The organism is Amycolatopsis sp. NPDC114505 (genome assembly GCF_055633615.1).
The window spans coordinates 386,308-412,077 of record NZ_JBVKDV010000005.1; the positions used below are offsets into that span (position 1 = coordinate 386,308).

General features: G+C 70.7%; 26 protein-coding genes and 1 riboswitch. Of the genes, 22 read left to right on the forward strand and 4 right to left on the reverse strand.

The window, feature by feature from the left end; translation table 11 throughout:
- Positions 1–52 precede the first annotated feature (52 nt).
- The 7 genes from rpmF to ACZ7OU_RS44715 all read left to right on the forward strand — a co-directional run bounded on the left by rpmF (position 53) and on the right by ACZ7OU_RS44715 (position 6,033).
- A complete protein-coding gene (gene rpmF, locus ACZ7OU_RS44685) occupies positions 53–235 on the forward strand; it encodes a 50S ribosomal protein L32 (RefSeq protein ID WP_013223689.1) in 183 nt (60 codons plus the stop codon).
- Positions 236–248: 13 nt separating this feature from the next.
- Positions 249–998: a ribonuclease III gene (rnc, locus tag ACZ7OU_RS44690; RefSeq protein ID WP_470245089.1), complete on the forward strand. Its 750-nt coding sequence runs from the start codon at positions 249–251 to the stop codon at positions 996–998.
- A gap of 89 nt (positions 999–1,087) precedes the next feature.
- Positions 1,088–2,443 carry a chondroitinase-B domain-containing protein gene (locus tag ACZ7OU_RS44695; RefSeq protein WP_470259923.1) on the forward strand — a complete coding sequence of 452 codons (1,356 nt, stop codon included), beginning with the start codon at positions 1,088–1,090 and terminating at the stop codon, positions 2,441–2,443.
- Positions 2,444–2,473: 30 nt separating this feature from the next.
- The gene (gene mutM, locus ACZ7OU_RS44700) at positions 2,474–3,343 is read left to right on the forward strand and encodes a bifunctional DNA-formamidopyrimidine glycosylase/DNA-(apurinic or apyrimidinic site) lyase (protein ID WP_470245087.1); all 870 of its coding nucleotides are present in this window, start codon (positions 2,474–2,476) and stop codon (positions 3,341–3,343) included.
- Positions 3,344–3,401: 58 nt separating this feature from the next.
- The gene (locus ACZ7OU_RS44705) at positions 3,402–3,836 is read left to right on the forward strand and encodes a helix-turn-helix domain-containing protein (protein WP_470245086.1); all 435 of its coding nucleotides are present in this window, start codon (positions 3,402–3,404) and stop codon (positions 3,834–3,836) included.
- Between the two features lie 461 nt (positions 3,837–4,297).
- Positions 4,298–4,864 carry a hypothetical protein gene (locus ACZ7OU_RS44710; protein WP_470245085.1) on the forward strand — a complete coding sequence of 189 codons (567 nt, stop codon included), beginning with the start codon at positions 4,298–4,300 and terminating at the stop codon, positions 4,862–4,864.
- Complete coding sequence (locus ACZ7OU_RS44715; protein WP_470259924.1) at positions 4,861–6,033, forward strand: MAB_1171c family putative transporter; 1,173 nt, start codon at positions 4,861–4,863, stop codon at positions 6,031–6,033. The genes ACZ7OU_RS44710 and ACZ7OU_RS44715 overlap by 4 nt, the downstream gene beginning before the upstream one ends.
- A 196-nt stretch (positions 6,034–6,229) precedes the next feature.
- On the opposite strand, the gene ACZ7OU_RS44720 is transcribed toward ACZ7OU_RS44715, so the two are convergent.
- Positions 6,230–7,132, reverse strand: a complete 903-nt coding sequence (locus ACZ7OU_RS44720; protein ID WP_470245083.1) for an SMP-30/gluconolactonase/LRE family protein — start codon at positions 7,130–7,132, stop codon at positions 6,230–6,232.
- A 61-nt stretch (positions 7,133–7,193) separates the two neighbouring features.
- Between ACZ7OU_RS44720 and ACZ7OU_RS44725 the strand changes: the two genes are divergently transcribed.
- The 3 genes from ACZ7OU_RS44725 (at position 7,194) to ACZ7OU_RS44735 (ending at position 9,292) form a co-directional block, all read left to right on the forward strand.
- Positions 7,194–7,640 carry an Lrp/AsnC family transcriptional regulator gene (locus tag ACZ7OU_RS44725; protein ID WP_470259925.1) on the forward strand — a complete coding sequence of 149 codons (447 nt, stop codon included), beginning with the start codon at positions 7,194–7,196 and terminating at the stop codon, positions 7,638–7,640.
- 87 nt (positions 7,641–7,727) lie between these two features.
- Entirely contained in the window at positions 7,728–8,063 is a 336-nt protein-coding gene (locus ACZ7OU_RS44730) for a PadR family transcriptional regulator (RefSeq protein ID WP_470245081.1), read from the forward strand.
- Entirely contained in the window at positions 8,060–9,292 is a 1,233-nt protein-coding gene (locus ACZ7OU_RS44735; protein ID WP_470259926.1) for a DUF1700 domain-containing protein, read from the forward strand. The genes ACZ7OU_RS44730 and ACZ7OU_RS44735 overlap by 4 nt, the downstream gene beginning before the upstream one ends.
- A gap of 87 nt (positions 9,293–9,379) precedes the next feature.
- On the opposite strand, the gene ACZ7OU_RS44740 is transcribed toward ACZ7OU_RS44735, so the two are convergent.
- Positions 9,380–9,904 carry a YflT domain-containing protein gene (locus ACZ7OU_RS44740; RefSeq protein ID WP_155545185.1) on the reverse strand — a complete coding sequence of 175 codons (525 nt, stop codon included), beginning with the start codon at positions 9,902–9,904 and terminating at the stop codon, positions 9,380–9,382.
- A 397-nt stretch (positions 9,905–10,301) separates the two neighbouring features.
- On the opposite strand from ACZ7OU_RS44740, the gene ACZ7OU_RS44745 reads away from it, so the two are divergent.
- From ACZ7OU_RS44745 to ACZ7OU_RS44760, 4 genes are read left to right on the forward strand one after another with little or no spacing between them, the layout of a single operon-like run.
- A complete protein-coding gene (locus ACZ7OU_RS44745; protein WP_470259927.1) occupies positions 10,302–11,666 on the forward strand; it encodes a glutamine synthetase family protein in 1,365 nt (454 codons plus the stop codon).
- Positions 11,647–12,357, forward strand: a complete 711-nt coding sequence (locus ACZ7OU_RS44750) for a gamma-glutamyl-gamma-aminobutyrate hydrolase family protein (protein WP_470259928.1) — start codon at positions 11,647–11,649, stop codon at positions 12,355–12,357. The genes ACZ7OU_RS44745 and ACZ7OU_RS44750 overlap by 20 nt, the downstream gene beginning before the upstream one ends.
- A complete protein-coding gene (locus ACZ7OU_RS44755; RefSeq protein ID WP_470259929.1) occupies positions 12,354–13,721 on the forward strand; it encodes an aldehyde dehydrogenase family protein in 1,368 nt (455 codons plus the stop codon). Before ACZ7OU_RS44750 ends, ACZ7OU_RS44755 begins: the two co-directional genes overlap by 4 nt.
- Positions 13,721–14,488: a 3-oxoacyl-ACP reductase gene (locus ACZ7OU_RS44760; RefSeq protein ID WP_470245076.1), complete on the forward strand. Its 768-nt coding sequence runs from the start codon at positions 13,721–13,723 to the stop codon at positions 14,486–14,488. Before ACZ7OU_RS44755 ends, ACZ7OU_RS44760 begins: the two co-directional genes overlap by 1 nt.
- On the opposite strand, the gene ACZ7OU_RS44765 is transcribed toward ACZ7OU_RS44760, so the two are convergent.
- Positions 14,485–14,691 carry a hypothetical protein gene (locus ACZ7OU_RS44765; RefSeq protein WP_285999017.1) on the reverse strand — a complete coding sequence of 69 codons (207 nt, stop codon included), beginning with the start codon at positions 14,689–14,691 and terminating at the stop codon, positions 14,485–14,487. The genes ACZ7OU_RS44760 and ACZ7OU_RS44765 overlap by 4 nt on opposite strands.
- A 72-nt stretch (positions 14,692–14,763) precedes the next feature.
- Between ACZ7OU_RS44765 and ACZ7OU_RS44770 the strand changes: the two genes are divergently transcribed.
- The 7 genes from ACZ7OU_RS44770 to ACZ7OU_RS44800 all read left to right on the forward strand — a co-directional run bounded on the left by ACZ7OU_RS44770 (position 14,764) and on the right by ACZ7OU_RS44800 (position 24,358).
- The gene (locus ACZ7OU_RS44770) at positions 14,764–16,098 is read left to right on the forward strand and encodes a helix-turn-helix domain-containing protein (RefSeq protein ID WP_470259930.1); all 1,335 of its coding nucleotides are present in this window, start codon (positions 14,764–14,766) and stop codon (positions 16,096–16,098) included.
- A gap of 145 nt (positions 16,099–16,243) precedes the next feature.
- A riboswitch (glycine riboswitch) is annotated at positions 16,244–16,342 on the forward strand.
- Positions 16,343–16,385: 43 nt separating this feature from the next.
- Positions 16,386–19,217 carry an aminomethyl-transferring glycine dehydrogenase gene (gcvP, locus tag ACZ7OU_RS44775; RefSeq protein ID WP_470260166.1) on the forward strand — a complete coding sequence of 944 codons (2,832 nt, stop codon included), beginning with the start codon at positions 16,386–16,388 and terminating at the stop codon, positions 19,215–19,217.
- A 4-nt stretch (positions 19,218–19,221) separates the two neighbouring features.
- Entirely contained in the window at positions 19,222–20,313 is a 1,092-nt protein-coding gene (gene gcvT / locus ACZ7OU_RS44780; RefSeq protein WP_470259931.1) for a glycine cleavage system aminomethyltransferase GcvT, read from the forward strand.
- A 13-nt stretch (positions 20,314–20,326) separates the two neighbouring features.
- Entirely contained in the window at positions 20,327–20,704 is a 378-nt protein-coding gene (gene gcvH / locus ACZ7OU_RS44785; protein ID WP_470245071.1) for a glycine cleavage system protein GcvH, read from the forward strand.
- Entirely contained in the window at positions 20,704–21,978 is a 1,275-nt protein-coding gene (gene glyA / locus ACZ7OU_RS44790; protein WP_470245070.1) for a serine hydroxymethyltransferase, read from the forward strand. The genes gcvH and glyA overlap by 1 nt, the downstream gene beginning before the upstream one ends.
- Positions 21,975–22,976: a lipoyl synthase gene (gene lipA, locus ACZ7OU_RS44795; protein WP_470259932.1), complete on the forward strand. Its 1,002-nt coding sequence runs from the start codon at positions 21,975–21,977 to the stop codon at positions 22,974–22,976. The genes glyA and lipA overlap by 4 nt, the downstream gene beginning before the upstream one ends.
- A 14-nt stretch (positions 22,977–22,990) precedes the next feature.
- Positions 22,991–24,358 (forward strand): L-serine ammonia-lyase, encoded by a 1,368-nt coding sequence (locus tag ACZ7OU_RS44800; RefSeq protein ID WP_470259933.1) that lies wholly within the window; start codon positions 22,991–22,993, stop codon positions 24,356–24,358.
- 5 nt (positions 24,359–24,363) lie between these two features.
- Here ACZ7OU_RS44800 and ACZ7OU_RS44805 read toward each other — a convergent pair whose 3' ends face one another.
- Positions 24,364–24,594: a hypothetical protein gene (locus ACZ7OU_RS44805; RefSeq protein WP_470259934.1), complete on the reverse strand. Its 231-nt coding sequence runs from the start codon at positions 24,592–24,594 to the stop codon at positions 24,364–24,366.
- A 137-nt stretch (positions 24,595–24,731) separates the two neighbouring features.
- Between ACZ7OU_RS44805 and ACZ7OU_RS44810 the strand changes: the two genes are divergently transcribed.
- Positions 24,732–25,457 carry a FadR/GntR family transcriptional regulator gene (locus ACZ7OU_RS44810; RefSeq protein ID WP_470259935.1) on the forward strand — a complete coding sequence of 242 codons (726 nt, stop codon included), beginning with the start codon at positions 24,732–24,734 and terminating at the stop codon, positions 25,455–25,457.
- The last annotated feature ends 313 nt before the right edge of the window (positions 25,458–25,770 follow it).

The following is a 25,770-nucleotide window of genomic DNA, read 5'->3' on the forward strand; positions in this document are numbered from 1 at the left end:
GCGGAGGAAGTTCGCTCGCACCGCGAGCAGACCGTCTTAAGGAGATCTACTCGTGGCCGTCCCGAAGCGGAAGATGTCGCGATCCAACACGCGCTCCCGCCGCAGCCAGTGGAAGGCGGCTCCGGTGCAGCTGGTGCCCTGCTCCAACCGCGCCTGCAAGCAGCCGAAGCTCCAGCACATCGCGTGCCCGTCGTGCGGCCAGCACAACGGTCGCCAGGTCGTCGAGCCCGCCTGATCGGGTAGCCGATATGGGGGGCAAGACGCCCGGGGGACCACCAGCCGATCCGGCGCCGTTGCTCGACGCGCTCGGGGTCACTCTCGACCCCGAGCTGCTCGAGCTGTCGCTGACCCACCGTTCGTACGCGTACGAAAACGGGGGCCTGCCGCCGAACGAGCGGCTGGAGTTCCTCGGTGACGCCGTGCTCGGCCTGGTCGTCACCGATCACCTGTACACCACACACCCCGACCTGCCCGAGGGTCAGCTCGCGAAGCTCCGCGCCAGCGTCGTCAACATGCACGCGCTGGCCCGGGTCGCGCGCGGGCTCGGCGAGGGCGGGCTCGGGGCACACCTGCTGCTGGGCAAGGGCGAAGAGCTCACCGGCGGCCGGGACAAGGCGAGCATCCTGGCCGACGGCCTGGAAGCGGTCATCGGTGCCGTCTACCTCGCGCACGGCATCGAGATCGCGCGCAAGCTCGTGCACCACCTCTTCGACGGCCTGCTCGCCGAAGCCCCGTTGCGCGGCGCCGGTCTCGACTGGAAGACCAGCCTGCAGGAGCTGACGGCGTCGGCCGGTCTCGGCGTGCCCGAGTACCGCGTCGAAGACACCGGTCCGGACCACCGCAAGGAGTTCACGGCCACCGTCCTCGTCGCCGGCCGCCCGCTGGGCAACGGCAACGGGTCGACGAAGAAGGAAGCCGAGCAGAAGGCCGCCGAGACGGCCTGGCGTTCGCTTTCCGCCGAGCTCGAAGCCGAGAAGAAGGACACCCCGGAGTCCTGATCACCGGGAACCTCCGTTGACGCCTCCGCCGGCCACTCAGTAGCGTGATGATCATCCGCCGCGCAACTACTCACTGAGAGGTCCGGCGGATGCGTCTTTTCCTGGTTCCCCTGATCGTGGCGGCGCTCGTCGTCGTACCCGGGCCGTCCGCGTCGGCGGCGCAGATCCGCGTCACCTCGCTGACGGCGCTGCAGTCCGCGCTGGACAAGGCGAACGCGGGCGACACGATCGTCCTGGCCGACGGCTCGTACTCGGCGGGCTCGACACTGTCGATCAAGCGGTCCGGCACCGAGGCCGCCCCCGTCACGGTCGCCGCCGAGCACACCGGCAAGGCCACGATCACCGGCTCGAAGACGTTCGCCTTCGCCGGCGGCGTCTCGAACGTGGTCCTGCGGGGCTTCAAGTTCCGGGGCGGCGCGTCACTGAGCATCCCCGCCGGCGCGTCGCACAACCGCCTGACCCGCAACGACTTCCAGCTCACCGGCGACGGGAACTGGGTGACCGTCAGCGGTGACGACACGGTGGTCGACCGCAACGTCTTCCAGAACCGCACCAGCCAGGGCGTGTTCCTGCAGATCCTCGGGCCGTCCGGTGCGATGGCGAAGCGCGTCCACGTGCACCACAACTACTTCTTCAACCACCAGTTCGCCGGCGCGAACGGCGGCGAGTCGATCCGGCTCGGGCTGAGCGACCGCCAGTCGTACACCGCGAACGCGCTGATCGAGAACAACCTCTTCGAGAAGGCCGACGGCGACAGCGAGGCGATCTCGGTCAAGTCGTCCGACAACGTGGTGCGGTACAACACGATCCGGGACAGCAAGGGCTACATCGTCCTGCGCCACGGCAACCGCAGCGTCGTCGAGGGCAACCTGCTGTTCGGCTCGGGCATCCGGTTCCACGGCAACGACCACAAGATCGTCGGCAACTACGTCGCGAACTCCGGCGACCGCGCGATCGTGTTCGGGTCCGGTGACGAGGCCGACAGCGGGCCGACGAGCAAGCTCCATGATCGACCCGATCGGGTGACGGTCGCGTACAACACGGTGCTGGGCTCGAAGAGCGTGATCGACGGCGACGGCGGCGACTTCAAGCCGAAGGACTGCGTCGTCGCGGACAACATCGTGAAAGGGACGTCCGGCCCGCTCGTGACGCTGCCCGGCGGGTCGACGGTGAAGTACGAAGGCAACATCACCTTCGGCGGCTCGGCGGGTGTTCCGTCCCGTGACGTGGACCCGAAGCTGGTGAAGGACGCGGCCGGGCTGTACCGGCTGGCCGCGGGAAGCCCGGCGATCGACGCGGGCGTGGGTTCGTACCCGTCGGCGGCCAAGGACTTCGACCTGCAGCCCCGCTCGGGCGCTTTCGACGTCGGTGCGGACGAGTACTCCGCCTCCGGCGCGACGCGGGTGCCGCTGACGAAGGCCGACGTCGGACCCACCGCGCCGTAAAGTGTCGTACCTCCCGGGCACAATGGGGGCATGCCCGAACTTCCCGAGGTCGAAGTCGTCCGCGTGGGCCTCCAGGCGCACATCGCGGGCCGGACCATCCGCGAGGCGGAGGTCCTGCACCCGCGCGCCATCCGCCGGCACGCGCTGGGCGCGGAGGACTTCACGAAGCGGCTGATCGGCAGCCGCGTCGAGGCGGCGCGGCGCCGCGGCAAGTACCTGTGGCTGGAGCTGTCCGACAAGGAGGCGCTGCTGGCCCACCTCGGGATGAGCGGGCAGATGCTCGTCCAGCCCGAGGGCGCGCCGGACGAGAAGCACCTGCGGGTGCGGCTGCGCTTCGACGACGACGGCCCGGAGCTGCGGTTCGTCGACCAGCGGACGTTCGGCGGCCTGGCGCTCGACGACGTCCACGACATCGGCGACGACATCCTGCTGCCGGACACGATCGCGCACATCGCGCGCGACCCGATGGACCCGGCGTTCGACCTCGGCGCGGCGGTGCGCGCGCTGCGGTCGCGGCGCACGGAGGTCAAACGGGCGCTGCTGGACCAGACGCTGGTTTCGGGCATCGGCAACATCTACGCGGACGAAGCGCTGTGGCGCGCTCGCCTGCACTGGTCCCGGCCGACCGAAAAGCTGACGCCGGCGAAGGGCCGCGAGCTGCTTTCGGCGGCGTCGGACGTGATGAACGCGGCGCTGGGCGCGGGCGGGACGTCGTTCGACGCGCTGTACGTGAACATCAACGGGCAGTCGGGCTACTTCGACCGTTCGCTGGACGCGTACGGCCAGGAGGGGCTGCCGTGCCACCGGTGCGGCACGGCGATCCGGCGGGAGCCGTTCATGAACCGGTCGTCGTTCTCGTGCCCACGTTGTCAGCCGCGGCCGAGGGCGAACTCGCGTTGATAAATGGTGTTCGCACTTCAGCTAGGATGAATGTGCCTGGTAGCTGAGGGAGTGCATCGTGGTCAAGGAGCCCGGAAAGTCGACGCTGGCCGACAAGATCGACCGGCTGTTCCACGTGGTCCGCAGGCCCGATCGGGAGCCGTACAGCAACGAAGAGGTCGCGAAGGCCTGTCGTGAGGCAACGGGCGAGAGCTTTTCGACGACGTACCTGTGGCAGCTGCGCACGGGCCGTCGCAACAACCCGACGAAGCGGCACCTGGAAGCACTGGCCCAGTTCTTCGGAGTGCCCCCGGCATACTTCTTCGACGACGAGCAGAGCACGAAGATCGCGGAGGAGCTGGCCCTGCTGGGCGCCCTCCGCGACGCGGGTGTCCGCGACCTGGCCCTGCGCGCGGTGACCCTGTCGGCGGACGGACTGGACACGATCAGCGACATGATCGACGCGATCGCCCGAAGGGAGGCCGGTCGCAGCGCACCGAAGAAGGAGGACTGAGGTGACGCCGTTCGCGAACCCGGCGGCGACTGCTGCCGCGGACGATCGGCCGCGCGTCCGCCTGGTCGCGGGGGCGAGCGCTCTCGGCCGCCCACGGTGCATCGAACTGGCGGCGGATCGGCGCTCGGCCTGCCTGCCACGCGCTGCCGGTGTCGAGCCGAAGCGCGCGTCCGACGCCTGGTCCGCCTGTCGGCCGCGCGGTGCCGGTGGGTTGTCGGCGTCCGACGCCTGGTCCGCCTGTCGGCCGCGCGGTGCCGGTGGGTTGTCGGCGTCCGGCGCCGCTCGGTCCGCCTGCCGGCCGCGCGTCGCTCGCGAGTCGCCGGCGCTCGTTCCCCATGGCGCTGTCCGGTTCGCCGGCTCGAAATCCGGGCGCCCGATCTTGCTCCCGTCGCGTATCCACGCCAGGCTCGTCGCGTTGAACCGGCTGGGGCCGTGGGGTCGCGGCGTGAGGGAGGGCTGACGTGGCGCATACACCGTGGCGCCGGCGACCGGGGCGGGCGCTGTGGAAGCGGGCGCGGGAGGTCGCCGATGCCGTCACGCTGCCCGAGCCCTTCGATGCCGAAGCGTTCGTCGCGAGCCTGGCCGCCGAACGGGGGCGTCCCATCGAGCTCATGCCCGTCAGCGCGCCCGAAGGTGCTCCCTGCGGGCTGCTCATGAGCACCGAACGCGCCGACTACATCCTCTACCCGACCACCACCACCGCCCTGCACCGGCAGCACATCCTGCTGCACGAGGTCGGCCACCTGCTCTGCGGCCACACCGGCCCGGCCGGCGGCGCGGACGGGGTCGCGATCGACGCCGCCGCCGGGCGGCAGCTCATGCCCAGCCTCTCGCCCGAGCTCGTCCGGCGCGTGCTCGGCCGCACCACCTACACCGAGGTCGAAGAGCGCGAAGCCGAGCTCGTGGCGAGCCTGCTCGCCCAGCGCGTCGCCCGGCACGAGGAGCCGCGCGAGCTCGCGCCCGACGCCCCGGACGGCCTGCGGCGCTTCGACTCCCTCTTCGGCCGGTCCCGCCGCCGGACGCCGTGATCGAAACCCTGGCCTACCACCTGTGCCTGGTCGGGTTCGCCGGGTTCGGGTACAAGCTCGTCGAGGCGCGGCGCAGCCAGCCGGTGCGCACCATGTGGTTCCTCGCCGGGTTCGGCATCTGCATCGCCACCGGCATCCTCGTGCTGACCCCGGCGATGGCCGCCCTCGCCGGTCCGGGCCCGGTGGCCGAATGGGTCCTGAGCCTGGCCGGCGACGAGCTGAAGCTGGGTGCGATCGGGTTCGCCGTCGCGTTCACGCAGTCGGTGTGGCGCGGCGAAGGCGCCCGGCTCGCCCCGCACGCGCTGTTCACCGGCGTGGCGATGGTGCTGCTCGCGGTGTGCTTCACGCTCTCCCGGCCGCGGCGCGTCGGCGACGACACGGTCTTTTCGGACGCGGGCCTGCCGTTCGCGCTGGCCGACAAGCTCGTCTTCCTGGCGTACAGCCTGTTCAGCCTCGGCCTGCTGATCACGGTGTTCGCCCGCAGCGCGTGGCACGCGGAGCCGGGCCCGCTGCGCACCGGGCTGTGGCTGCTGGTGGTCGGCGTGGCCGCGGCGTTCGCGTGGACGTTCTGGGACATCGACGACGTCCGCCGCCTCGCCGAGGGCGCCCGGATCGGCGCCCGCGAGGACCTGCCGTCATCGGTGCTCGCCGCGACGACGATCGGTTTCGTGACGGCCGGCGCGACGCTCAGCGCGTGGTCGCCGGCGGTGTCGTCGGTGATCGGCCGGGTGCGGGCGTACCGGGCGTACCGCCGCATCGAGCCACTCTGGACGGCGTTGCGCGCGGCGGTCCCGGGCATCGCACTGGACCCGGGCCGCGAGCTGTCGGGCGGCGCCGAGTTCGCGCTGTACCGCAGGGTGATCGAGATCCGCGACGGTCACCTGGCGCTCCGCGCCCACTTCGACCCGGACCTCCCGGCCCGAGCCGAGACGGCGGCCCGCCGGGCGGGAGTCCCCGAGGCAGAGGTCGCACCAACGGTGGAGGCGGTAACCCTGGCGGCGGCGATCGAGGCAGGCCGCCAGGGGAGAAGGTTCGAGCCGGCCGAGCCAACCCCGGACCCACTCCCGGACGCGGACGTGGCGACGGAGGCGGCCTGGCTGGTCCGGGTAAGCCGAGCCTGGCAGCGCGACGCGGTGGTGGACCGGGTGAGGACAAACGCACTCGGCTAGCAAGGGCGGGCCGACCGCGCGGCCACCGGCCTCGCCGATGCTCACGGGCGGGTGCTGGCGTAGGCGCTGCCGGTTGGGCCGTTCCTCGCGGGGCCGCTGCCTGCCCGCGGCGCCGCCAGCCGCGCCGATTCTCGCGAGGCCGCAGCCACAGGATCAGCCCGCGAGGCCCCAGCCTGCAAGTCCACGCGAGCGCCCGTCAACGTGGGTAGCGAGCCCCGTTCACCGTCACCCTCAGCGTGTACAGCGAGCTCGAAGCCGTGATGAACAGTTCGTTCCCCCTCGCGCCGCCGAACGTGAAGTTCGAGCAGATCTCCGGTACCCGCAGCTTCCCGATCAACGTCCCGTCCGCCGCGAAACAGTGCAGTCCGTCGTGTGCCGCCGCCCAGACCTGGCCTTCGCTGTCCACCCGGACTCCGTCGAACACGCCGTTGTCGCACGTTCCGAACACCGCTCCGCCGGTCAGTTCCCCCTCGGCGCCCACCTCGAACACCCGGATGTGGCTGGGCTTCTGCCGGGTGTCCACTATGTACAGCAGCGACTCGTCGGCCGAGAAGGCCAGGCCGTTCGGGCGGGAGAAGTCGTCCGCGACGATCCGTACGTCACCCGATGGGGACACGCGGTATACGTGGCAAGCCCCGATCTCGCTCTCCGCGCGGTACCCCTCGTAGTCGCTGTCGATGCCGTAACTCGGGTCGGTGAACCAGATTGACCCGTCCGAGTGCTCGACGACGTCGTTCGGGCTGTTGAACCGCTTCCCCTCGAACTCCGACGCCAGCACGGTGATCGAGCCGTCGTGCTCGGTGCGGGTCACCCGGCGGTGGCCCTGCTCGCAGCTGACCAGCCGGCCGGCGCGGTCGACCGTGTGCCCGTTCGCATAGGACGCGGGCTGCCGGAACACGCCGACCTGGCCCGTCGTCTCGTCCCAGCGCAGCGTGCGGTCGTTCGGGATGTCGCTGAACACCAGGTAGCGCCCGGCCGGGAAGTACGCCGGCCCCTCGGTCCAGCGGCACCCCGTGTGGAGGCGCTGCATCCACTCGTCGCCGTTCACGCGCGCGAACCGCTCGTCCAGTACCTCGAACTCCGTCTTGACCAGATCCATCTGTCACCCCTAATGAGATTCTGCGTCAAGCATGGATCGCCGAACCTGATATGGTCAAGCCGTGGATGACGTGGACCGCATGCTGCTCTCCGCACTGCAGCAGGACGCGACGCAGGCGTACGCCGCGCTGGGCAAGGCCGTCGGTCTCTCCGCGGGGGCGGCCCACGAGCGCGTCCGCAAGCTTCGCGAGCAGGGTGTGATCCGCCGGACCACCGTGGACGTCGACCCGGCCGCCGTCGGTCGCGGGGTCGCGGCGTTCGTCCTCGTCGAGGCCAACGCCTGGATGGGCGACGAGCCGGTGCGCGCGGCCCTCGAAGCCCTGCCCGAGGTGGTGGAGGCGCACGTCATCGCCGGACCGGCGTCACTGCTGGTCAAGGTACGCACGCCGACGACCGAGGAGCTCCAGGCGTCGCTGCGCCGGCTGTTCGCGATCGACGGCGTCACCGGCACGCAGACCATCGTGATCCTCGAATCCTTCTTCGAGCGCCCGGTGGACACCGGGGCCTGAGCAGGGGAACACGCCCACTTGGCCCTCCGCTGTCCGCACTACTGTGCAATGCGTGGTACCTTTCCAAGCGTAGGACTGGAGGGTGCAGTGGAGATCAGTCAGCTGCTCAAAGGGGTGCTGGATCTGGCCGTGCTCGCGGTGCTCCGCGAGGAAGACGGCTACGGGTACGACGTCCTGCGAAGACTCAGGGGCGCGGGCCTGGACGAGGTGGGGGACGCGTCGGTGTACGGGACGTTGCGCAGGCTCTACAAGGCCGGCCTGCTCACCTCGTACGTGGTGCCCAGCGAAGAGGGCCCGCATCGCAAGTACTACAGCCTGAACGAACCGGGTCGGCTCCGCCTCGCGGAGTCGGGGAAGACCTGGCAGAGCTTCGCATCGACGATGAACGTACTCCTGGGAGACGCAGTGGGAGAGGCAGCATGAGCGACAAGCCGACCGCCGTGCGGGTTTATCTGGCGCGGGTCCGCACCGCGCTCGCCGACCTGCCCGCGAGCGAGATCGAAGAGATCCTCGAAGACGTCCGCCCGCATCTGGCGGAGCTGGAGGCCGAGCTGGGGGAGGGCGCCCGCGTCGAGGCCCTGATCGAGCGCCTCGGCACGCCCGAAAGCTACGCCGCCGAGCTGCGCGCGTCCGGTGGCTACCCGCCGGCGGCCGAAGGGGCGACGCAGGTGCTCGCCACGTCGGCGACCCCGAGCCTCGCGAAGCCGCGGATCGCGTTCTGGGGCCTGGTGCTCTGCGCGGTGGCACTCGCGCTGTTCGCGTTCGCCGCCGCCGTGAGCGTCCAGCCGGACGCGCTCCTCGGTGCGGGGCTCTTCCTGCCCGTGTTCCTCATCAGCCTGTTCTTGCTACTGCGCGGCGGGATCGAGCCGGTGCTGGCGCTGCCCGAGGTGGCGTGGCTGCGCCAGACGCTGAACAAGGGTCGTCAGCAGGAGGACTCCGGGAAGGCGCTGAGCTACCTCGCTTCGCTCAAGCCGGCGTGGTGGATCGTGTGCGCCTTCGTGCTGATCGGCTTCGGGCTGCTGCTCATGCTGCGCTCGCGCGGTGCCGTCCTGCTGCTGCCGTTCCTGCTCGTCGCGGGCGGCGCGGCCGTGTGGGCGGGCCCGCGGCTGCGGCGCGACCGGCGGCTGCTGTGGGTGGCCGTGCCGATCTCGGCGTTCGTCATCGGCGGCATCCTGGGCGGGTTCGGCGCCGCGGTCGACCTGATCTCGAACCGGAACTCGTACTCGAGCTCGCCGTCGTACTACCCGTCGTCGTCCGACCGGTACGGCAACGAGCAGCTGAGCTACGGCAACCACGAGATCGAGAACGTCTACGCGTTCGACGCCGAGGGCAAGCCGCTGACCGAGGTCTACCTCTACGACGAGGAGGGCCGTCCGATCACGCTGACCCGCTACGGCTGCGAGCGGTCGAGCGGGTCCAAGGAGAAGATCGGCGAGGACAACCGGTTCCCGCGGCCGAAGATCGAGCAGGGCGTCACCGACGACCAGGGCAACTACAACGGCTACAACGGGTACCGCTCGGCCTGCCGCGAGAACGCGGGAGTGCCGTTCAGCGCGGCGATCCCGAAGGTGACGGTGCCGCCGACGACTTCGGCGACACCGACGCCGACTCCGTCACCCACGACGAGCACCACGACGACGCCGACCAGGTAGAAGCCATCAGGAGCGGAGGTCGGGGCCGCTCCTGACGCGACGAAGGCCGCCTCCGGAGAACCGGGGGCGGCCTTCGATCTCGGTGGGTCAGTGGCCGAAAGCGCTGCGGGCCGCGAGGTCCGCCAGGAGAGCGCGGCCCTTCTCGGCGTTGCGGGGCTGGGACAGGACGTCGTAGCGGCGCGCCACCAGCTGGCTCTGGGAGACGAACCCGCGCTTGTTGCGGTTGGCCGCGTACCCGAGGGCGCCGAAGAGCAGGTTGAACCCGAGACCGGCGACCAGGCCGATCACGATCGGGACCAGGCCCGCGCCCGGGTTCAGCAGGCTCAGCACCAGGCCGAGGAACACACCGAACATCGCGCCGGACGTCGCCGCGCTGCCCAGGACCTTGCCCCAGGACATCTTGCCGGCGATGCGCTCGACGAGCATCGGCTCCACGCCCACGATCGTGACGTCGGTGACCGGGAAGTCCGTGCCCGCGAGGTGGTCGACCGCGCGCTGCGCCTGCTCGTAGGACTCGTAGGAACCGATCGGCCAGCCGGTGGGCAGGGTGGGCAGCTGGGGCCGCGCCTGCTGCTGTCCGATCGTGCTCTGCTGCGTGAATGCTGTGGTCATCGATCTCACCTCTCCTGCCCCGTTCAACGTGGGAGTACCCCGGATTCCTCCCGCTCGCGCGGAATTCACAGACTCTTCTCAGCCGGGCAAACCGCGCAATCCGCCGCGCCGGACCCGGGCGGGCCATCGTGTCGTCCATCCGGGTACGCGTGTCGTCCGTCCAGGTGCGCGTGCGCGCCGGTCCGGTACCTCCGGACGCGTGCCTCGCGTACCCGGAGGGACGACACGCGCACGCCGGTGGACGACACGCGTACCTGGCTGGACGACACGGCCGGAGGGGGTGTGCGGCCCGCCGAATCAATGGTTCACAAAAATACCTTTGTTCCGGTTGACCCGCCCGGCGTCACCGGGTAGGAAGGACCCGCAAAGGATTCGCATCAAACCTTTGGGGCGGCTGATGGCACGCAGACGAGGCATGCTCACGCTCGACGAGCTCCGGGCGCGGGTGGACGCGGGCACGATCGACACCGTGCTCGTCGCGATCACGGACATGCAGGGCAGGCTCCAGGGCAAGCGCTGCTCGGCGGAGTACTTCCTGGACGAGGTCGTCGGGCACGCCACCGAGGCCTGCAACTACCTCCTGGCCGTGGACGTCGACATGAACACCGTCGACGGCTACGCGCTCTCCTCCTGGGAGAGCGGCTACGGCGACTTCGTGCTGCGTCCCGACTTCGAGACCCTGCGCGAGATCCCCTGGCACGAGGGCACCGCGCTGGTGCTGGCCGACGTCGAGCGCGTGCAGGGTGGCCCGGTGTCGGTGTCGCCGCGCCAGATCCTGCGCCGGCAGCTCGACCGGCTCGCCGAGCGCGGGCTCACCGCCTACGTCGGGACCGAGCTGGAGTTCATCGTCTTCGACGACACCTACGAAGCCGCCTGGGACAAGCGCTACCACGGTCTCAAGCCCGCCAACCAGTACAACGTGGACTACTCGATGCTCGGCACCGCGCGGCTCGAGCCGCTGCTGCGCCGCATCCGCAACGAGATGTCCGGCGCCGGGCTCTACCCGGAGTCCGCCAAGGGCGAGTGCAACCCCGGCCAGCAGGAGATCGCCTTCCGCTACACCGATGCCCTGAGCACCTGCGACAACCACAGCGTCTACAAGAACGGCGCCAAGGAGATCGCGGCCCAGGACGGTAAGAGCCTCACGTTCATGGCGAAGTACAACGAGCGCGAGGGCAACTCCTGCCACATCCACATCAGCCTGCGCTCCACCGAAGGCCGGGCGGTGCTCGCCGGCGACCACGAGCACGGCTTCTCGACGCTCATGGAGCAGTTCCTCGCCGGCCAGCTCGCCGGGCTGCACGAGCTGACGTACTTCTTCGCGCCGAACATCAACTCCTACAAGCGTTTCGTGCCCGGCAGCTTCGCGCCGACCGCGATCGCGTGGGGCACCGACAACCGGACCTGCGCGCTGCGCGTCGTCGGCCACGGCGAGTCGCTGCGCGTCGAAAACCGCGTGCCGGGCGGGGACGTCAACCCGTACCTGGCCGTCGCCGCGCTGATCGCCGCCGGCCTGCACGGCATCGAAAACGAGCTGGAGCTGGAAGAACCGTTCAGCGGCAACGCCTACAACTCCGACCGCGGCACCGTGCCGACGACTCTGCCCGAGGCCGCCGCCGCGCTGGCGGGCAGCGAACTGGCGCGTGAGGCGTTCGGCGAAGACGTCGTCGAGCACTACCTGAACGCGGCGAAGATCGAGGTGGACGCCTACAACGCCGCCGTCACCGACTGGGAGCTCGTCCGTGGCTTCGAACGGCTCTGAGCCCGTCATCGGTCTCACCAGCTACCTGGAACCCGCGAAGTTCCTGGTCTGGGAGACCGAAGCCGTGCTGCTGCACCGGGTCTACGTCGACTGCGTCGTCGCGGCCGGCGGCATCCCGGTGCTGCTGCCGCCGGTGTCCGACGCGTACGACCGGCTCGTGTCTACTGTGGACGGCCTGGTGCTGACCGGCGGCGCCGACGTCGAGCCGGAGCGCTACGGCCAGGAGCGGCACCCCGCGACCTACACGCGGCCGGACCGGGACGCGTTCGAGTTCGGCCTGTTCGAAGCGGCGCGGAAGGCGGGCAAGCCCGTCCTCGGCGTGTGCCGCGGCCTGCAGGTGATGAGCGTCGCCCTCGGCGGCACGCTCACCCAGCACCTGCCCGAAAGCGCGGGCACCACCGAGCACCAGCCCGCGCTCGCGACGTTCGGCCGCGGCACGGTCACGCTCGCCGAGGGCAGCCGGGCCGCCGCGATCCTGGGCTCGGAAACGAAGACGCTCTGCTACCACCACCAGGCGATCGACCGGCTCGGCACCGGCCTGGAGCCGGTCGGCTGGGCCGCCGACGGCACGGTCGAGGCCGCCGAGATTCCCGGCGAATTCGCACTGGGCGTGCAGTGGCACCCCGAGCAGGACAGCGACGACGTGCGGCTCTTCGCGGCCCTCGTCGACGCGAGCAAGGAGAGGGCATGACCAGCACCTTCGACGTCCTGAACCCCGCCACCGAGAAGGTGGTGCGGACCGTCCCGCTGACGAGCGCCGAGGAGACGGACGCGGCGATCGCCCGCGCGCAGGCGGCGTTCCCGGCGTGGCGCGACGTCACCCCCGGCGATCGCGCGCGGCTGCTGCGCCGCTTCGCCGACGCCGTCGAGGCCGACATCGAGAACCTCGCGCGGCTCGAGGTCGCCAACTCCGGGCACACCATCGGGAACGCCCGGTGGGAGGCGGGCAACGTCCGCGACGTCCTCAACTACTACTCCGCCGCGCCGGAACGCCTGATCGGCAAGCAGATCCCGGTCCCGGGCGGCGTCAACGTCACGTTCCAGGAGCCACTGGGCGTCGTCGGCGTGATCGTGCCGTGGAACTTCCCGATGCCGATCGCGGGCTGGGGCTTCGCGCCCGCGCTCGCCGCCGGCAACACCGTCGTCCTCAAGCCCGCCGAGTTGACGCCGCTGACCGCCATCCGGCTGGGCGAACTGGCGCGCGAGGCGGGCATCCCGGAGGACGTCTTCCAGGTCCTGCCCGGCAAGGGATCCGTGGTGGGGCAACGGTTCGTCGACCACCCTGGCGTGCGCAAGGTCGTCTTCACCGGCTCGACCGAGGTCGGCAAGCAGATCATGGCCGGTTGCTCGGCCCAGGTGAAACGCGTGACGCTCGAGCTGGGCGGCAAGAACGCGAACATCGTCTTCGCCGACTCCGACCTGGAGAAGGCCGCCGCGACCGCGCCGTACGGCGTCTTCGACAACGCGGGCCAGGACTGCTGCGCGCGGTCGCTGATCCTGGTGCAGGCGAGCGCGTACGACCGCTTCATGGAGCTGCTCGAACCCGCGGTGCACGGCGTCGTCGTCGGCGACCCCGGCGACGAGAAGACCGAGATGGGCCCGCTGATCTCGGCCGCGCACCGCGAGAAGGTCGCGTCCTACGTGCCGGACGACGCGCCGGTCGCCTTCCGCGGCAGCGCGCCCGCCGGACCCGGGTACTGGTTCCCGCCGACCGTCCTCACCCCGCCCGACCTGCGGCACCCGGCCGCGGCGGACGAGGTGTTCGGCCCGGTCGTCGCCGTCGTGCCGTTCGCCGAGGAGGCCGACGCGGTCCGGATGGCCAACGCCACCGAGTACGGCCTGTCCGGGTCGATCTGGACCCGCGACGCCGGCCGCGCGTTCCGGGTGGCGCGCGGCGTCGAAGCCGGCAACCTGTCGGTGAACTCGCACTCTTCGGTGCGCTACTGGACGCCGTTCGGCGGCTTCAAGCAGTCCGGCCTCGGCCGCGAGCTGGGCCCCGACGCCGCGGCGGCGTTCACCGAAACCAAGAACGTCTTTCTCAGCACGGAGGAGTAATGGTCCAGCGTTTCGAAGGCCGCGTCGCGGTGATCACCGGCGGCGCGAGCGGCATCGGGCTCGCCTCGGCCCGCCGTCTGGCGAGCGAAGGCGCGAAGGTCGTCATCGGCGACCTGACGCCGGCCGAGGGCAAGGCGGCCGCGGACGAGGTCGGCGGCGCGTTCATCCAGACCGACGTCACCGACGCCGAGCAGGTCGAGAACCTGTTCCACAGCACGGTCGAGCAGTTCGGCTCGGTCGACGTGGCGTTCAACAACGCGGGGATTTCGCCGCCCGAGGACGACTCGATCCTGACCACCGGCATCGACGCGTGGGAGCGGGTGCAGCGCGTCAACCTGACGTCGGTGTTCCACTGCTGCAAGGCCGTCCTGCCGCACATGCAGCGCCAGGGCCGCGGCTCGATCATCAACACCGCGTCGTTCGTGGCGGTGATGGGCGCGGCGACGTCGCAGATCTCCTACACCGCGTCCAAGGGCGGGGTGCTCGCGATGAGCCGCGAGCTGGGCATCCAGTTCGCGAGGGAGAACATCCGCGTCAACGCGCTGTGCCCGGGGCCGGTGAACACGCCGCTGCTCAAGGAGCTGTTCGCGAAGGACCCGGAACGCGCGGCCCGGCGGCTGGTGCACGTGCCGGTAGGCCGGTTCGCGGAGCCATCGGAGATCGCGGCGGCGGTGGCGTTCCTGGCCAGCGACGACGCGAGCTTCATCACGGCGTCCCAGTTCCTGGTCGACGGCGGCATCTCCGGCGCGTACGTGACCCCGCTCTAACGGCGCGTCTTCTCCCCCGGTTTCCGCACGCCGTACACCTCCCGCAGGTACTTCCAGGCGGCGTTGAGCGTCTTGCGCTCTTCGGAGATCTGCCGCTCGCGCCGTCGCAGGATGCGAGTGGCGATCTCGGCGGCGAGGAAGGCACCGGCGGCGAAGGTCAGCGTGCCGACGATCAGGATGAGAGCGATCACGGTGGTGGTCATGGTGACCAGCGTCGATCCCGGCTGGGCGATTCGTCCCTGCGCAAAGCTAGCGGGTTTCGTTAGCTTTGTGAGGTGACGCATTGGCGCGCCGACGAGTGGGCGGAAGCGGTCCGGACCGGCATCCGGGCGAGGGGCCTCTCCCTGGACGAGGCCGCCAGACGCATCGGCGTCCCCACGTCGACCCTGCGCAGCTGGATCGAACACCGGCACGCGCCCAAGGTCACCGTCTTCGATCACTGGGCCCAGATCGCCGAGGTCACCGGGCTCGGCGAGGCCGAACTCCTGCGCGTCGCCGGCGTTCTGCCCGAAAGCCTCGCCAGCCCCGTGCACGTCGCCCAAGCCGCGAAAGCGCTGCGTGAAGGCATCGACCAGGCCGGGCAGTTCCTCCGGCAGGCCACGGCGCTCGTCTACTCCTCGCCCGGTACGCAGGTGGCCAACCTCATCGCCGCGTCGCCGATCGACTGGGAGATGCGGATCCGCTCCGCGACCCGCGGTGACGAGGTCCGCGTCACCTACCACCACTACGTCGGCATCGTGGCCCCTCGGGACTTCCCGCACGACGACGCCGAGGTGCGCCGGATCCTCGAGCACGACGTCCTCGGTGAGCTGTGGCGGCCGCTCGGGCTGTACTGGCGGGTCGCCGAGGTGCACGACTGGCACGAGCCGCCGCGGCTGGTCATCCAGGTGCCCGAGCAGGAGGCGACGCGCCCGCCCGCGCCGTCGCCGGTCGTCGCCGCGCCGCCCGTCGTGGTGCTGTCGCCGATCTGGGGGTACGGCGAGCTGCTCGCGTCGCTGGTCGCCGACGGCCTCGGGTTCGGCAACGTCGACTTCCGCTACTTCGGCCTCCCGGACGCGATGGCCGACCGCGTCCGGATCACCGCCCGCGAGCTGGCCGAACCCGCGCCGCGGCTGGTGCACGCGGTGCCGCCGATCATGCTGCTGCACGGCCTGGCCGTGCCCGACCTGACCGGCCGGCTCCCGGTGGTGGTCCGCTACGGGCCGCGGATGCGGGAGCGGGCGGCCCGCATCTACCGCGAGCCGCTGCTCGAAGCCGGCTTCCCGGACGCCTTGGCCGGGGCCCGCGCGATCGAGGACGCGGTCTCGTCGGGGGTGCCACCCGGCTGCGCGTACTACGAGGTGACCCTGGACGACTCCGACGTCTTCGACGGCGACCGCCTCTCGCTCGACCGGCTCAACGACTCGGTGGCGTGGCTGGCCGAGCAGATCGTGGAGCGGGTGCTGCTGGGGGCCGGCCACCCGCCGGTGCCGCTCGGCGGGCCGTTGAAACGCCTGGTCCTGCCGTCGGGCCGGGTCCGGCGGCCGCCCGCGCTGGCCGGGAGCGTGGTGCGGCGGGTCGCCGATCGAGGCGCGGTCGAGGATCACTGTGGCGTTGGCCCGATGAAGTAGACGGACCTCGGCGGCGGCAGGTACCGTAGCCGCCACAACTGCAGATCGGGCCGTCGAGCCGAGGCGGGAGAGCCCTCACGAACGTGGTGGGGCACCGAAGGAGCAAACTCCCCGGAATCTCTCAGGTACCTGCTACCGCTTCGTGCGAGGCCACTCTGGAAAGCAGGCGCACCCGCGCCTCACCCAAGGTGAAAGCTGTGCTCCGCACAGTGAAACTCTCAGGTGCCATGACAGAGGGGGAGTTCCCAGCGCACCGTTGTGCCCGGTGCCCGGCCCGAGGAGCTCCCATCACCTCCACGCAGTTCGACGCCCGCCACATCGGCCCGTCCGAGGCCGAACGCGCGAAGATGCTGGCCGAGTGCGGCTACGGCAGCCTGGACGCCCTCGTCGGTGCGGCCGTGCCGACCGCCATCCGCGCCACCGCCGACCTGCGGCTCCCGCCCGCCGCGTCCGAAGAGGACGCCACCGCGGAGCTGCGCGCCCTCGCCGCGCTCAACCGCCCGATGACGCAGATGATCGGCCTCGGCTACTCCGACACCGTCACCCCCGGCGTGATCCGCCGCAACGTCCTCGAGAACCCCGCCTGGTACACCGCGTACACGCCCTACCAGCCGGAAATCTCCCAGGGCCGCCTCGAAGCGCTCCTCAACTTCCAGACGATGGTCGCCGACCTGACCGGCCTGGCCACCGCCAACGCGTCCCTGCTGGACGAGTCGACCGCCGTCGCCGAGGCCGTCACACTGATGCGCCGCGCGTCCAAGTCGAAGTCCAACAAGGTCGTGCTGGACGCCGAGTGCCTGCCGCAGACCATCGCCGTCGTGCGGACCCGCGTCGAGGCGCTCGGCATCGAGGTCGAGGTCCGCGACCTGCTGACCGGCCTGCCGGACGAGTTCTTCGGCGTCGTCGCCCAGTACCCCGGCGCGTCCGGTGTGCTGCGCGGCCGCGGCTTCTACCACGCGATTTCCGAGTCGGCGAAGGCCGCGGGCGCGCTGTTCACCGTCGCCGCCGACCTGCTTTCGCTGACGCTGATCACCGCGCCGGGCGAGTTCGGCGCCGACGTCGCCGCGGGTTCGACGCAGCGCTTCGGCGTCCCGCTCGGCTACGGCGGCCCGCACGCCGGGTTCATGTCCGTCCGCGCCGGCCTCGAGCGCTCGCTGCCCGGGCGCCTGGTCGGCGTCTCGGTCGACGCCGACGGCAACCCGGCCTACCGGCTGGCGCTGCAGACGCGTGAGCAGCACATCCGCCGCGAGAAGGCGACGTCCAACATCTGCACCGCGCAGGTCCTCCCGGCCGTGCTGGCCGCGATGTACGCGGTCTACCACGGTCCCGACGGCCTCAAGCGGATCGCCCAGCGCGTCCACGGCCTCGCCGCGGGCTTCGCCGACGCCCTGCGCAAGACCGGCGTCGAGGTCGTGCACGAGTCCTTCTTCGACACCGTCGTCGCGCACGTCCCCGGCCAGGCCGCCGAGGTCCACGCCGCCGCGCGCGAGGCCGGGATCAACCTCGGGCACGTCGACGCCGACCACGTCCGCGTCGCCTTCGACGAGGTCAGCACCCCCGCGATCGCCGAGAAGGTCCTCCGCGCGTTCGGCGTCGAGGCGGACCTGAGTGACGGCGTCGCGCTGCCGAACGGCCTAGCCCGCGAGAGCGGCTTCATGGGCCACGAGGTCTTCGGCAGCCACCGCTCCGAGACGGCGATGCTGCGCTACCTGCGTCGCCTGTCAGACCAGGACTACGCGCTCGACCGCGGCATGATCCCGCTCGGCTCCTGCACGATGAAGCTCAACGCCACCACCGAGATGGAGCCGATCAGCTGGCGCGAGTTCGCCGGTATCCACCCGTTCGCGCCGGCCGAAGACGCTGAGGGCTACCACGTCCTCGTGGGGCAGCTGGCGGACTGGCTGGCCGAGGTCACCGGCTACGACAAGGTGTCGCTGCAGCCGAACGCGGGCAGCCAGGGCGAGCTGGCCGGGCTCCTCGCGATCCGCGCCTACCACCGGTCCCGCGGCGACGAGGCCCGCGACGTCTGCCTGATCCCGTCGTCCGCGCACGGCACCAACGCCGCGTCCGCGGTGCTCGCCGGGATGCGCGTGGTCGTCGTCAAGTGCACCGACGAGGGCAACGTCGACCTGGCCGACCTGCGGTCCAAGGTGGACACGCACAAGGACACCCTCGCCGCGATCATGGTCACCTACCCGTCCACGCACGGCGTCTACGAGCACGACATCGACGAGCTCGCGAAGATCGTCCACGACGGCGGCGGCCAGGTGTACGTCGACGGCGCGAACCTCAACGCCCTGCTCGGCCTGGCCAAGCCGGGCGAGTTCGGCGGCGACGTCTCGCACCTGAACCTGCACAAGACCTTCTGCATCCCGCACGGCGGTGGCGGCCCCGGCGTCGGCCCGGTCGCGGTGCGCGCGCACCTCGCGCCGTTCCTGCCCAACCACCCGCTGCTCGACCAGGCCGGCCCGGCGACCGGCGTCGGCCCGATCAGCGGCGCGCCGTACGGCTCGGCCTCGATCCTGCCGATCTCGTGGGCCTACGTCCGGATGATGGGCGCGCCCGGCCTGACCGCGGCCACGAAGGTCGCGGTGCTGGCCGCGAACTACGTCGCCTCGCGGCTCGCGCCGCACTACCCGGTGCTCTACACGGGCCAGGACGGCCTGGTCGCGCACGAATGCATCCTCGACCTGCGGCAGATCACCAAGGAGACCGGCGTGACGGTCGACGACGTCGCGAAGCGGCTCATCGACTACGGCTTCCACGCGCCGACCATGTCGTTCCCGGTCGCGGGGACGCTGATGGTCGAGCCGACCGAGTCCGAGGACCTGGGTGAGATCGACCGGTTCATCGCCGCGATGATCGCCATCCGCGCGGAGATCGACGAGGTGGCGTCCGGTCGCTGGAGCGCGGAGGAGTCGCCGCTGCGCGGGGCGCCGCACACCGCCGAGACGCTGGTCGGGGAGTGGGACAAGCCCTACGACCGCGAGCTGGCCGTGTACCCGGCCGGGGTGTCGCGCAAGAACAAGTACTGGCCGCCGGTCCGCCGCATCGACGGCGCTCGCGGTGACCGTAACCTCGTGTGCTCCTGCCCGCCCCTCAACGCTTACGAAGGCTGAACCCGTGTCACGAGAGACCTCCCTGCACGGAGTCCACAAGGGACTCGGTGCGCTGTTCACCGACTTCGCCGGCTGGTCGATGCCGGTCCGCTACGCCAGCGAGCTGGCCGAGCACAAGGCCGTCCGCGAGGCGGCCGGGCTGTTCGACCTCTCGCACATGGCCGAAATCCACGTCACGGGCAAGCAGGCCGCCGACGTCCTGGACTTCGCGCTGGTCGGCAACCTCACCGGGGTCAAGCCGGGCCGGGCGCGGTACACGATGATCTGCGACGCTTCCGGCGGCGTGCTCGACGACCTCGTCGTCTACCGGCTGGCCGACGAGCACTACCTGGTCGTCGCGAACGCGGGCAACGCGAAGGTCGTCGTGGACGCCCTGGCCGAGCGGGTCGCGGGCTTCGACGCCGTCGTGGACGACCGGTCCGAGACGACCGCGCTGATCGCCGTCCAGGGCCCGAACGCCGTCGCGATCCTCGGCGCGGTGACCGACGCCGACCTGAGCGCGCTCAAGTACTACGCGAGTGTCCCGGCGGTCGTGAAGGGCCACGAAGTCCTGCTCGCCCGCACCGGCTACACCGGTGAGGACGGCTTCGAGCTGTTCGTCAACGCGGACGAGGCACCAGCGGTCTGGCGCATCCTCACCGAGGCCGGTGAGGGGCACGGGCTGGTCCCGGCCGGTCTGGCCTGCCGCGACACGCTGCGGCTGGAAGCCGGGATGCCGTTGTACGGCAACGAACTCACGCTCGACCAGAGCCCGTTCGAGGCCGGGCTCGGGCGCGTCGTCAAGTTCGAGAAGCCGGGCGACTTCGTCGGTCGCGCGGCCCTGGAGGAGCGGTCCAAGCAGGACGTTCCGCGCGTGCGGGTCGGTCTCAAGGGAGCCGGGCGTCGCGCCCCGCGTCACGGCTACAAGCTCTTGGCCGATGGCGTCGAGATCGGCGAGGTCACCAGTGGCGCGCTGTCGCCCACGCTCGGTTACCCGATCGCCATGGCGTACGTCGATCGGGCGTACGCCGAGCCCGGCACCGAGCTCTCCGTCGACATCCGGGGCAGGATCGAGCCCGTCGAGGTCGTCGCCCTGCCCTTCTACTCCCGCGCGTAAGGACTTTTGAGCCATGAGCATCCCCGAGAACCTGAAGTACACCAAGGAACACGAGTGGCTGAACGTCGAGGACGGCGTCGCCACCGTCGGCATCACCGCCTTCGCCGCCGAGTCGCTCGGTGACATCGTGTTCGTCCAGCTGCCCGAGGCCGGCGCCACGATCACCGCGGGCGAGGTGTTCGGCGAGGTCGAGTCGACCAAGTCGGTCAGCGAGCTGTACGCGCCCGTGTCCGGCGAGGTCGTCGAGGTGAACGGCACCACAGCGGACACCCCCGAGGTCATCAACTCCGACCCGTACACGGAAGGCTGGCTGCTGAAGGTGCGTCTGACCGGGGACGTGCCGGAACTGCTCGACGCCGCCGCGTACGCCGCGCTCACCCAGGAGAACTGATGACGACGTTCGACCAGCACCTGTCCGAAGTCGACCCCGAGGTCGCCGCGGCCGTCGCCGACGAGCTGACCCGTCAGCAGTCCACCCTGGAGATGATCGCGTCGGAGAACTTCGCCCCGGTGGGCGTGCTCGAGGCGCAGGGCTCGGTGCTGACCAACAAGTACGCCGAGGGCTACCCGGGCCGCCGCTACTACGGCGGCTGCGAGCACGTCGACGTCGTCGAACAGCTCGCCATCGACCGCGCGAAGGCCCTGTTCGGCGCCGAGCACGCCAACGTCCAGCCGCACTCGGGCGCGCAGGCCAACGCGGCCGCGATGTTCGCCGTGCTCAAGCCGGGCGACACGATCCTGGGCCTCGACCTGGCGCACGGCGGTCACCTGACGCACGGGATGAAGATCAACTTCTCGGGCAAGCTCTACAACGTCGTCGCCTACCACGTCGACAAAGAGACCGGCATCGTCGACCTGGCCGAGATCGAGCGTCTCGCGGTCGAGCACCAGCCGAAGCTGATCATCGCCGGCTGGTCCGCCTACCCGCGTCAGCTCGACTTCGCCGAGTTCCGGCGCATCGCCGACCTCGTCGACGCGCGCCTGATGGTGGACATGGCGCACTTCGCCGGGCTGGTCGCGGCCGGGCTGCACCCGTCGCCGGTGCCGCACGCCGACATCGTCACCACGACCACGCACAAGACCCTCGGCGGCCCGCGTGGCGGGCTGATCCTCTCGCGCCAGGAGCTGGCGAAGAAGATCAATTCCGCGGTGTTCCCGGGCCAGCAGGGCGGGCCCCTCGAGCACGTCATCGCGGCCAAGGCCGTCGCGCTGAAGATCGCCGCCAGCGAGGAGTTCAAGGAGCGTCAGCAGCGGACCCTCGAAGGTTCCCGCATCTTGGCTTCGCGGCTGTCCCAGTCGGACTGCGCTGACGCCGGTGTGCGCGTGCTGACCGGCGGCACCGACGTCCACCTGGTGCTCGTCGACCTCGTCCAGTCCACTCTGGACGGGCAGCAGGCCGAGGACCGGCTGCACGAGGTCGGCATCACGGTCAACCGCAACGCCGTCCCGTTCGACCCGCGCCCGCCGATGATCACATCGGGCCTGCGCATCGGCACGCCGGCGCTGGCCACCCGCGGCTTCCAGGCGGACGACTTCACCGAGGTCGCCGACGTCATCGCCGAGGCACTCAAGCCCGACTTCGACGACGCCCTGCGTTCGAAGCTGCGCGACCGCGTCGAGGCACTGGCCGCGAAGCACCCGTTGTACGCGGACCTGTCCCGATGAGCGCCCTGCCCGAGGGCCGGAAGCTGCTGCGGCTGGAGGTCCGCAACAGCGAGACGCCGATCGAGAAGAAGCCGCCGTGGATCAAGACGCGGGTGCGGATGGGGCCGGAGTTCACCGAGCTCAAGGGTCTCGTGCGTCGCGAGGGTCTGCACACGGTGTGCGAAGAAGCGGGCTGTCCCAATATCTATGAGTGCTGGGAAGACCGTGAAGCGACGTTCCTGATCGGTGGCGATCAGTGCACGCGTCGGTGTGACTTCTGTCAGATCGACACGGGCAAGCCGGCCGAGCTGGACCGGACTGAGCCGCGGAAGGTCGCGGAGTCCGTTCAGGCCATGGGCTTGCGGTACTCGACGGTCACCGGTGTCGCGCGCGATGACCTTTCCGATGGTGGCGCGTGGCTGTACGCGGAGACCGTCCGGCAGATCCACGACTTGAACCCGGGTACCGGCGTCGAGCTGCTGATTCCGGACTTCAACGCCGAGCCGTCGCAGCTGGCCGAGGTGTTCGGCTCGCGTCCGGAAGTCCTTGCCCACAACGTCGAGACGGTGCCGCGGATCTTCAAGCGCATCCGCCCGGGGTTCCGGTACGCGCGTTCGCTCGAGGTCATCACGAAGGCGCGTGAGTTCGGGCTCGTGACGAAGTCCAATCTGATCCTGGGTATGGGCGAGACGCCGGACGAGGTCGCGCCGGCGATGCAGGACCTGGTCGACGCCGGGTGCGAGATCCTGACGATCACGCAGTACCTGCGCCCGTCGCCGCGGCATCACCCGGTGGATCGCTGGGTCAAGCCCGAGGAGTTCGTCGAGCACTCGAAGGCTGCCGAGGCCATGGGCTTCGCCGGTGTGATGGCGGGGCCGCTCGTGCGGTCGTCGTACCGCGCGGGACGGCTGTACGCGCAGACCAAGGGCTACCGTGGGGAGGAGCTGCCGGAGAACCTGCAGCACCTCGCCGACCAGGGCCCGGCCGCGCAAGAAGCCAGCTCCCTGCTGGCGCGATAGGAAGGGGCGGATCAATGGCGATCAGCGTCTTCGACCTGTTTTCCATCGGCATCGGCCCGTCGAGCTCCCACACCGTCGGGCCGATGCGGGCGGCACGGACCTTTGTGGACGGTCTCGGCGACGATCTCGGCCGCACGGCACGCGTCCAGGCCGAGCTGTTCGGCTCCCTCGGCGCGACCGGCTTCGGCCACGGCAGCGACAAAGCCGTCCTGCTCGGGCTTTCGGGCTCGCGTCCGGAAGAGATCGACACCGACACCGTCCCGGCGCGCATCGCGGCGATCCGGGAGTCCGGCCGGCTGCTGCTCGCCGGCACGCACGAGATCGCGTTCGACGAGGACAACGACCTCACGATGCACCGGCGCAAGTCGTTGCCGGCGCACCCGAACGGCATGATCTTCCGCGCGTTCGACGCGTCGGGCGCGCTGCTGCGCGAGCGGACGTACTACTCGGTCGGCGGCGGCTTCGTCCGCGACGAGTCGTACGAGACGGACGCGGTGTTCGTCGAGGATTCGACGCCGGTGCCGTACCCGTTCCGCACGGGCGCGGACCTGCTGGCGCACTGCGCGTCGACCGGGCTGCCGATGAGCGAGATCATGCTGGCGAACGAGCTGTCCTGGCGTTCGCGCGAGGAGGTGCGGGACGGGCTCCTCGCGATCTGGGCGGTCATGGCCGAGTGCGTCCGCAACGGCTGCGGCCACGAAGGCGTCCTGCCGGGCGGGCTGAAGGTGCCGCGCCGGGCCAAGGCGCTGCACGAGAAGCTGCTGGCCGAGGACGGCGTCGGCGACCCGCTGTACGCGATGGACTGGGTCAGCCTGTACGCGCTGGCGGTGAACGAGGAGAACGCCGCGGGCGGCCGCGTGGTCACCGCGCCGACCAACGGCGCCGCCGGGATCATCCCGGCCGTGCTGCACTACTACCAGCGCTTCATCCGGCACTCGACCGACGACGGGATCGTGACGTTCCTGCTCACCGCGGGCGCGATCGGCTCGATCCTCAAGCAGACGGGCTCGATCTCGGGTGCCGAAGTGGGCTGCCAGGGCGAGGTCGGCTCGGCGTCGGCGATGGCGGCGGCGGGCCTGACGGAGGTCCTCGGCGGCTCGCCGGCCCAGGTGGAGAACGCGGCGGAGATCGGGGTGGAGCACCACCTCGGGCTGACGTGCGATCCGGTCGGCGGCCTGGTCCAGATCCCGTGCATCGAGCGCAACGCGGTGGGAGCGTCGAAGGCGATCCACGCGGCCCGCATGGCGATGCGCGGCGACGGAAGCCACGTGGTGACCCTGGACAAGGCGATCAAGACGATGCGCGAGACCGGCGCGGACATGAGCGTGAAGTACAAGGAGACCGCCCGCGGCGGGCTGGCGGTGAACGTCATCGAGTGCTGACGGGGTCAGGTCCGCCGGTCTTCGTCCTCCACCGCCAGCTTCAAGCCCACCTCCACCAGGCGCCAGCCCAGCTGCTGTTTTCTCGTTCCCGGACTGCGGCTCGGCGTCGCCCGGCCTGGAGGGTGGCTGCGCACTCCGTGGCGCAGCTCGTTCTCCCGCTCGTGGACCAGATCTTCGGCCATCAGAAAATGCACCGGATCGCCCCCTGCGTCGATGTTCGGTGTCGGTGGTGTCATCGTCGCCGACCGTGGCCGTCCGCTTCCACCGGTTTTTCCGCGGGCGAACGACATTGTCACCGACAGCGACCGGCCGTGGCCACTCCGAAGGTGCGCCGCGCCGGGGTGATCCACGCGGTGCGGCCTAAACTCGGGGGATGGAACCGACCTCGGTGGTGAATGCCGGTGAAGCGCTGTTCCGGCCGGTCCGCGCGGGCAACGCCTTCGAGGAGACCGTCGAGCGGCTGCTCCAGGCCATCCGCCTCGGCGTGGTCGGTGCGGGGGAACGGCTGCCGTCGGAGCGTGAGCTCGCCGAGCGTCTCGGGGTCAGCCGCGTCACGCTCCGCGAAGCCATCCGGGCCCTCTCCGACGCCGGTTACGTCGAGTCACGCCGGGGGCGCTACGGCGGCACGTTCGTGAACGACACCCTCCCCGGGCCGTCGGAACGGTCACCCGGAGACAAGGTCGAACCGGTCGCGCTGGAAGACGCGCTGTGCATCCGGTACGTCCTCGAAACGGGCGCCGCGGAGATGGCCGCCGCCCGCTCGCTGAGCCCGGCCGACCGGCAGCACCTCACTGGCACGCTCGCCGAGGCCGCGAGCGCGGGCCTCGACGACTACCGCCGCAAGGACTCCCGCCTGCACCTGGCGATCGCGGAGGTGACGGCATCCGGCTCCCTGACCACGGCGATGGCCGACGCCCGCTCCCGCGTCAACCAGCTGCTCGACCGGATCCCCCTGCTCCCGCCCAACCTCGACCACTCGAACGCCCAGCACGAGGCGATAGTCGACGCGATACTGGCCGGCGACGCCCCCGCGGCCCGCCAGGCGATGGCGGAGCACATCGAGGGGACGGCCTCACTCCTGCGCGCGTTCCTGGCGTGAGCCTGTCTTGGGGCCGTCGCGCCTGGTCGCAGTGAAGTGGTCGACGGCGAGTTCGGCGACCCGGGCCGATAGTCCAGTGATCGCTTTGTCGGCGAGGATGAGCGCGGCGCGTCCATCCGTTCCATGTCCCGCGTGAAGGCATGGCGTCGCTTCTGCGCGGGTTCCTGGCGTGAGCTCGTTTGGGGCCGTCGCGCCTGGCCGCGGTGAAGTGGTCGACTGCGAGTTGGGCGACCCGGGCCGATAGTCCAGTGATCGCTTTTGTCGGACGCGATGAGCGCGGCGCGTCCATCCGTTCCATGTCCCGCGTGAAGGC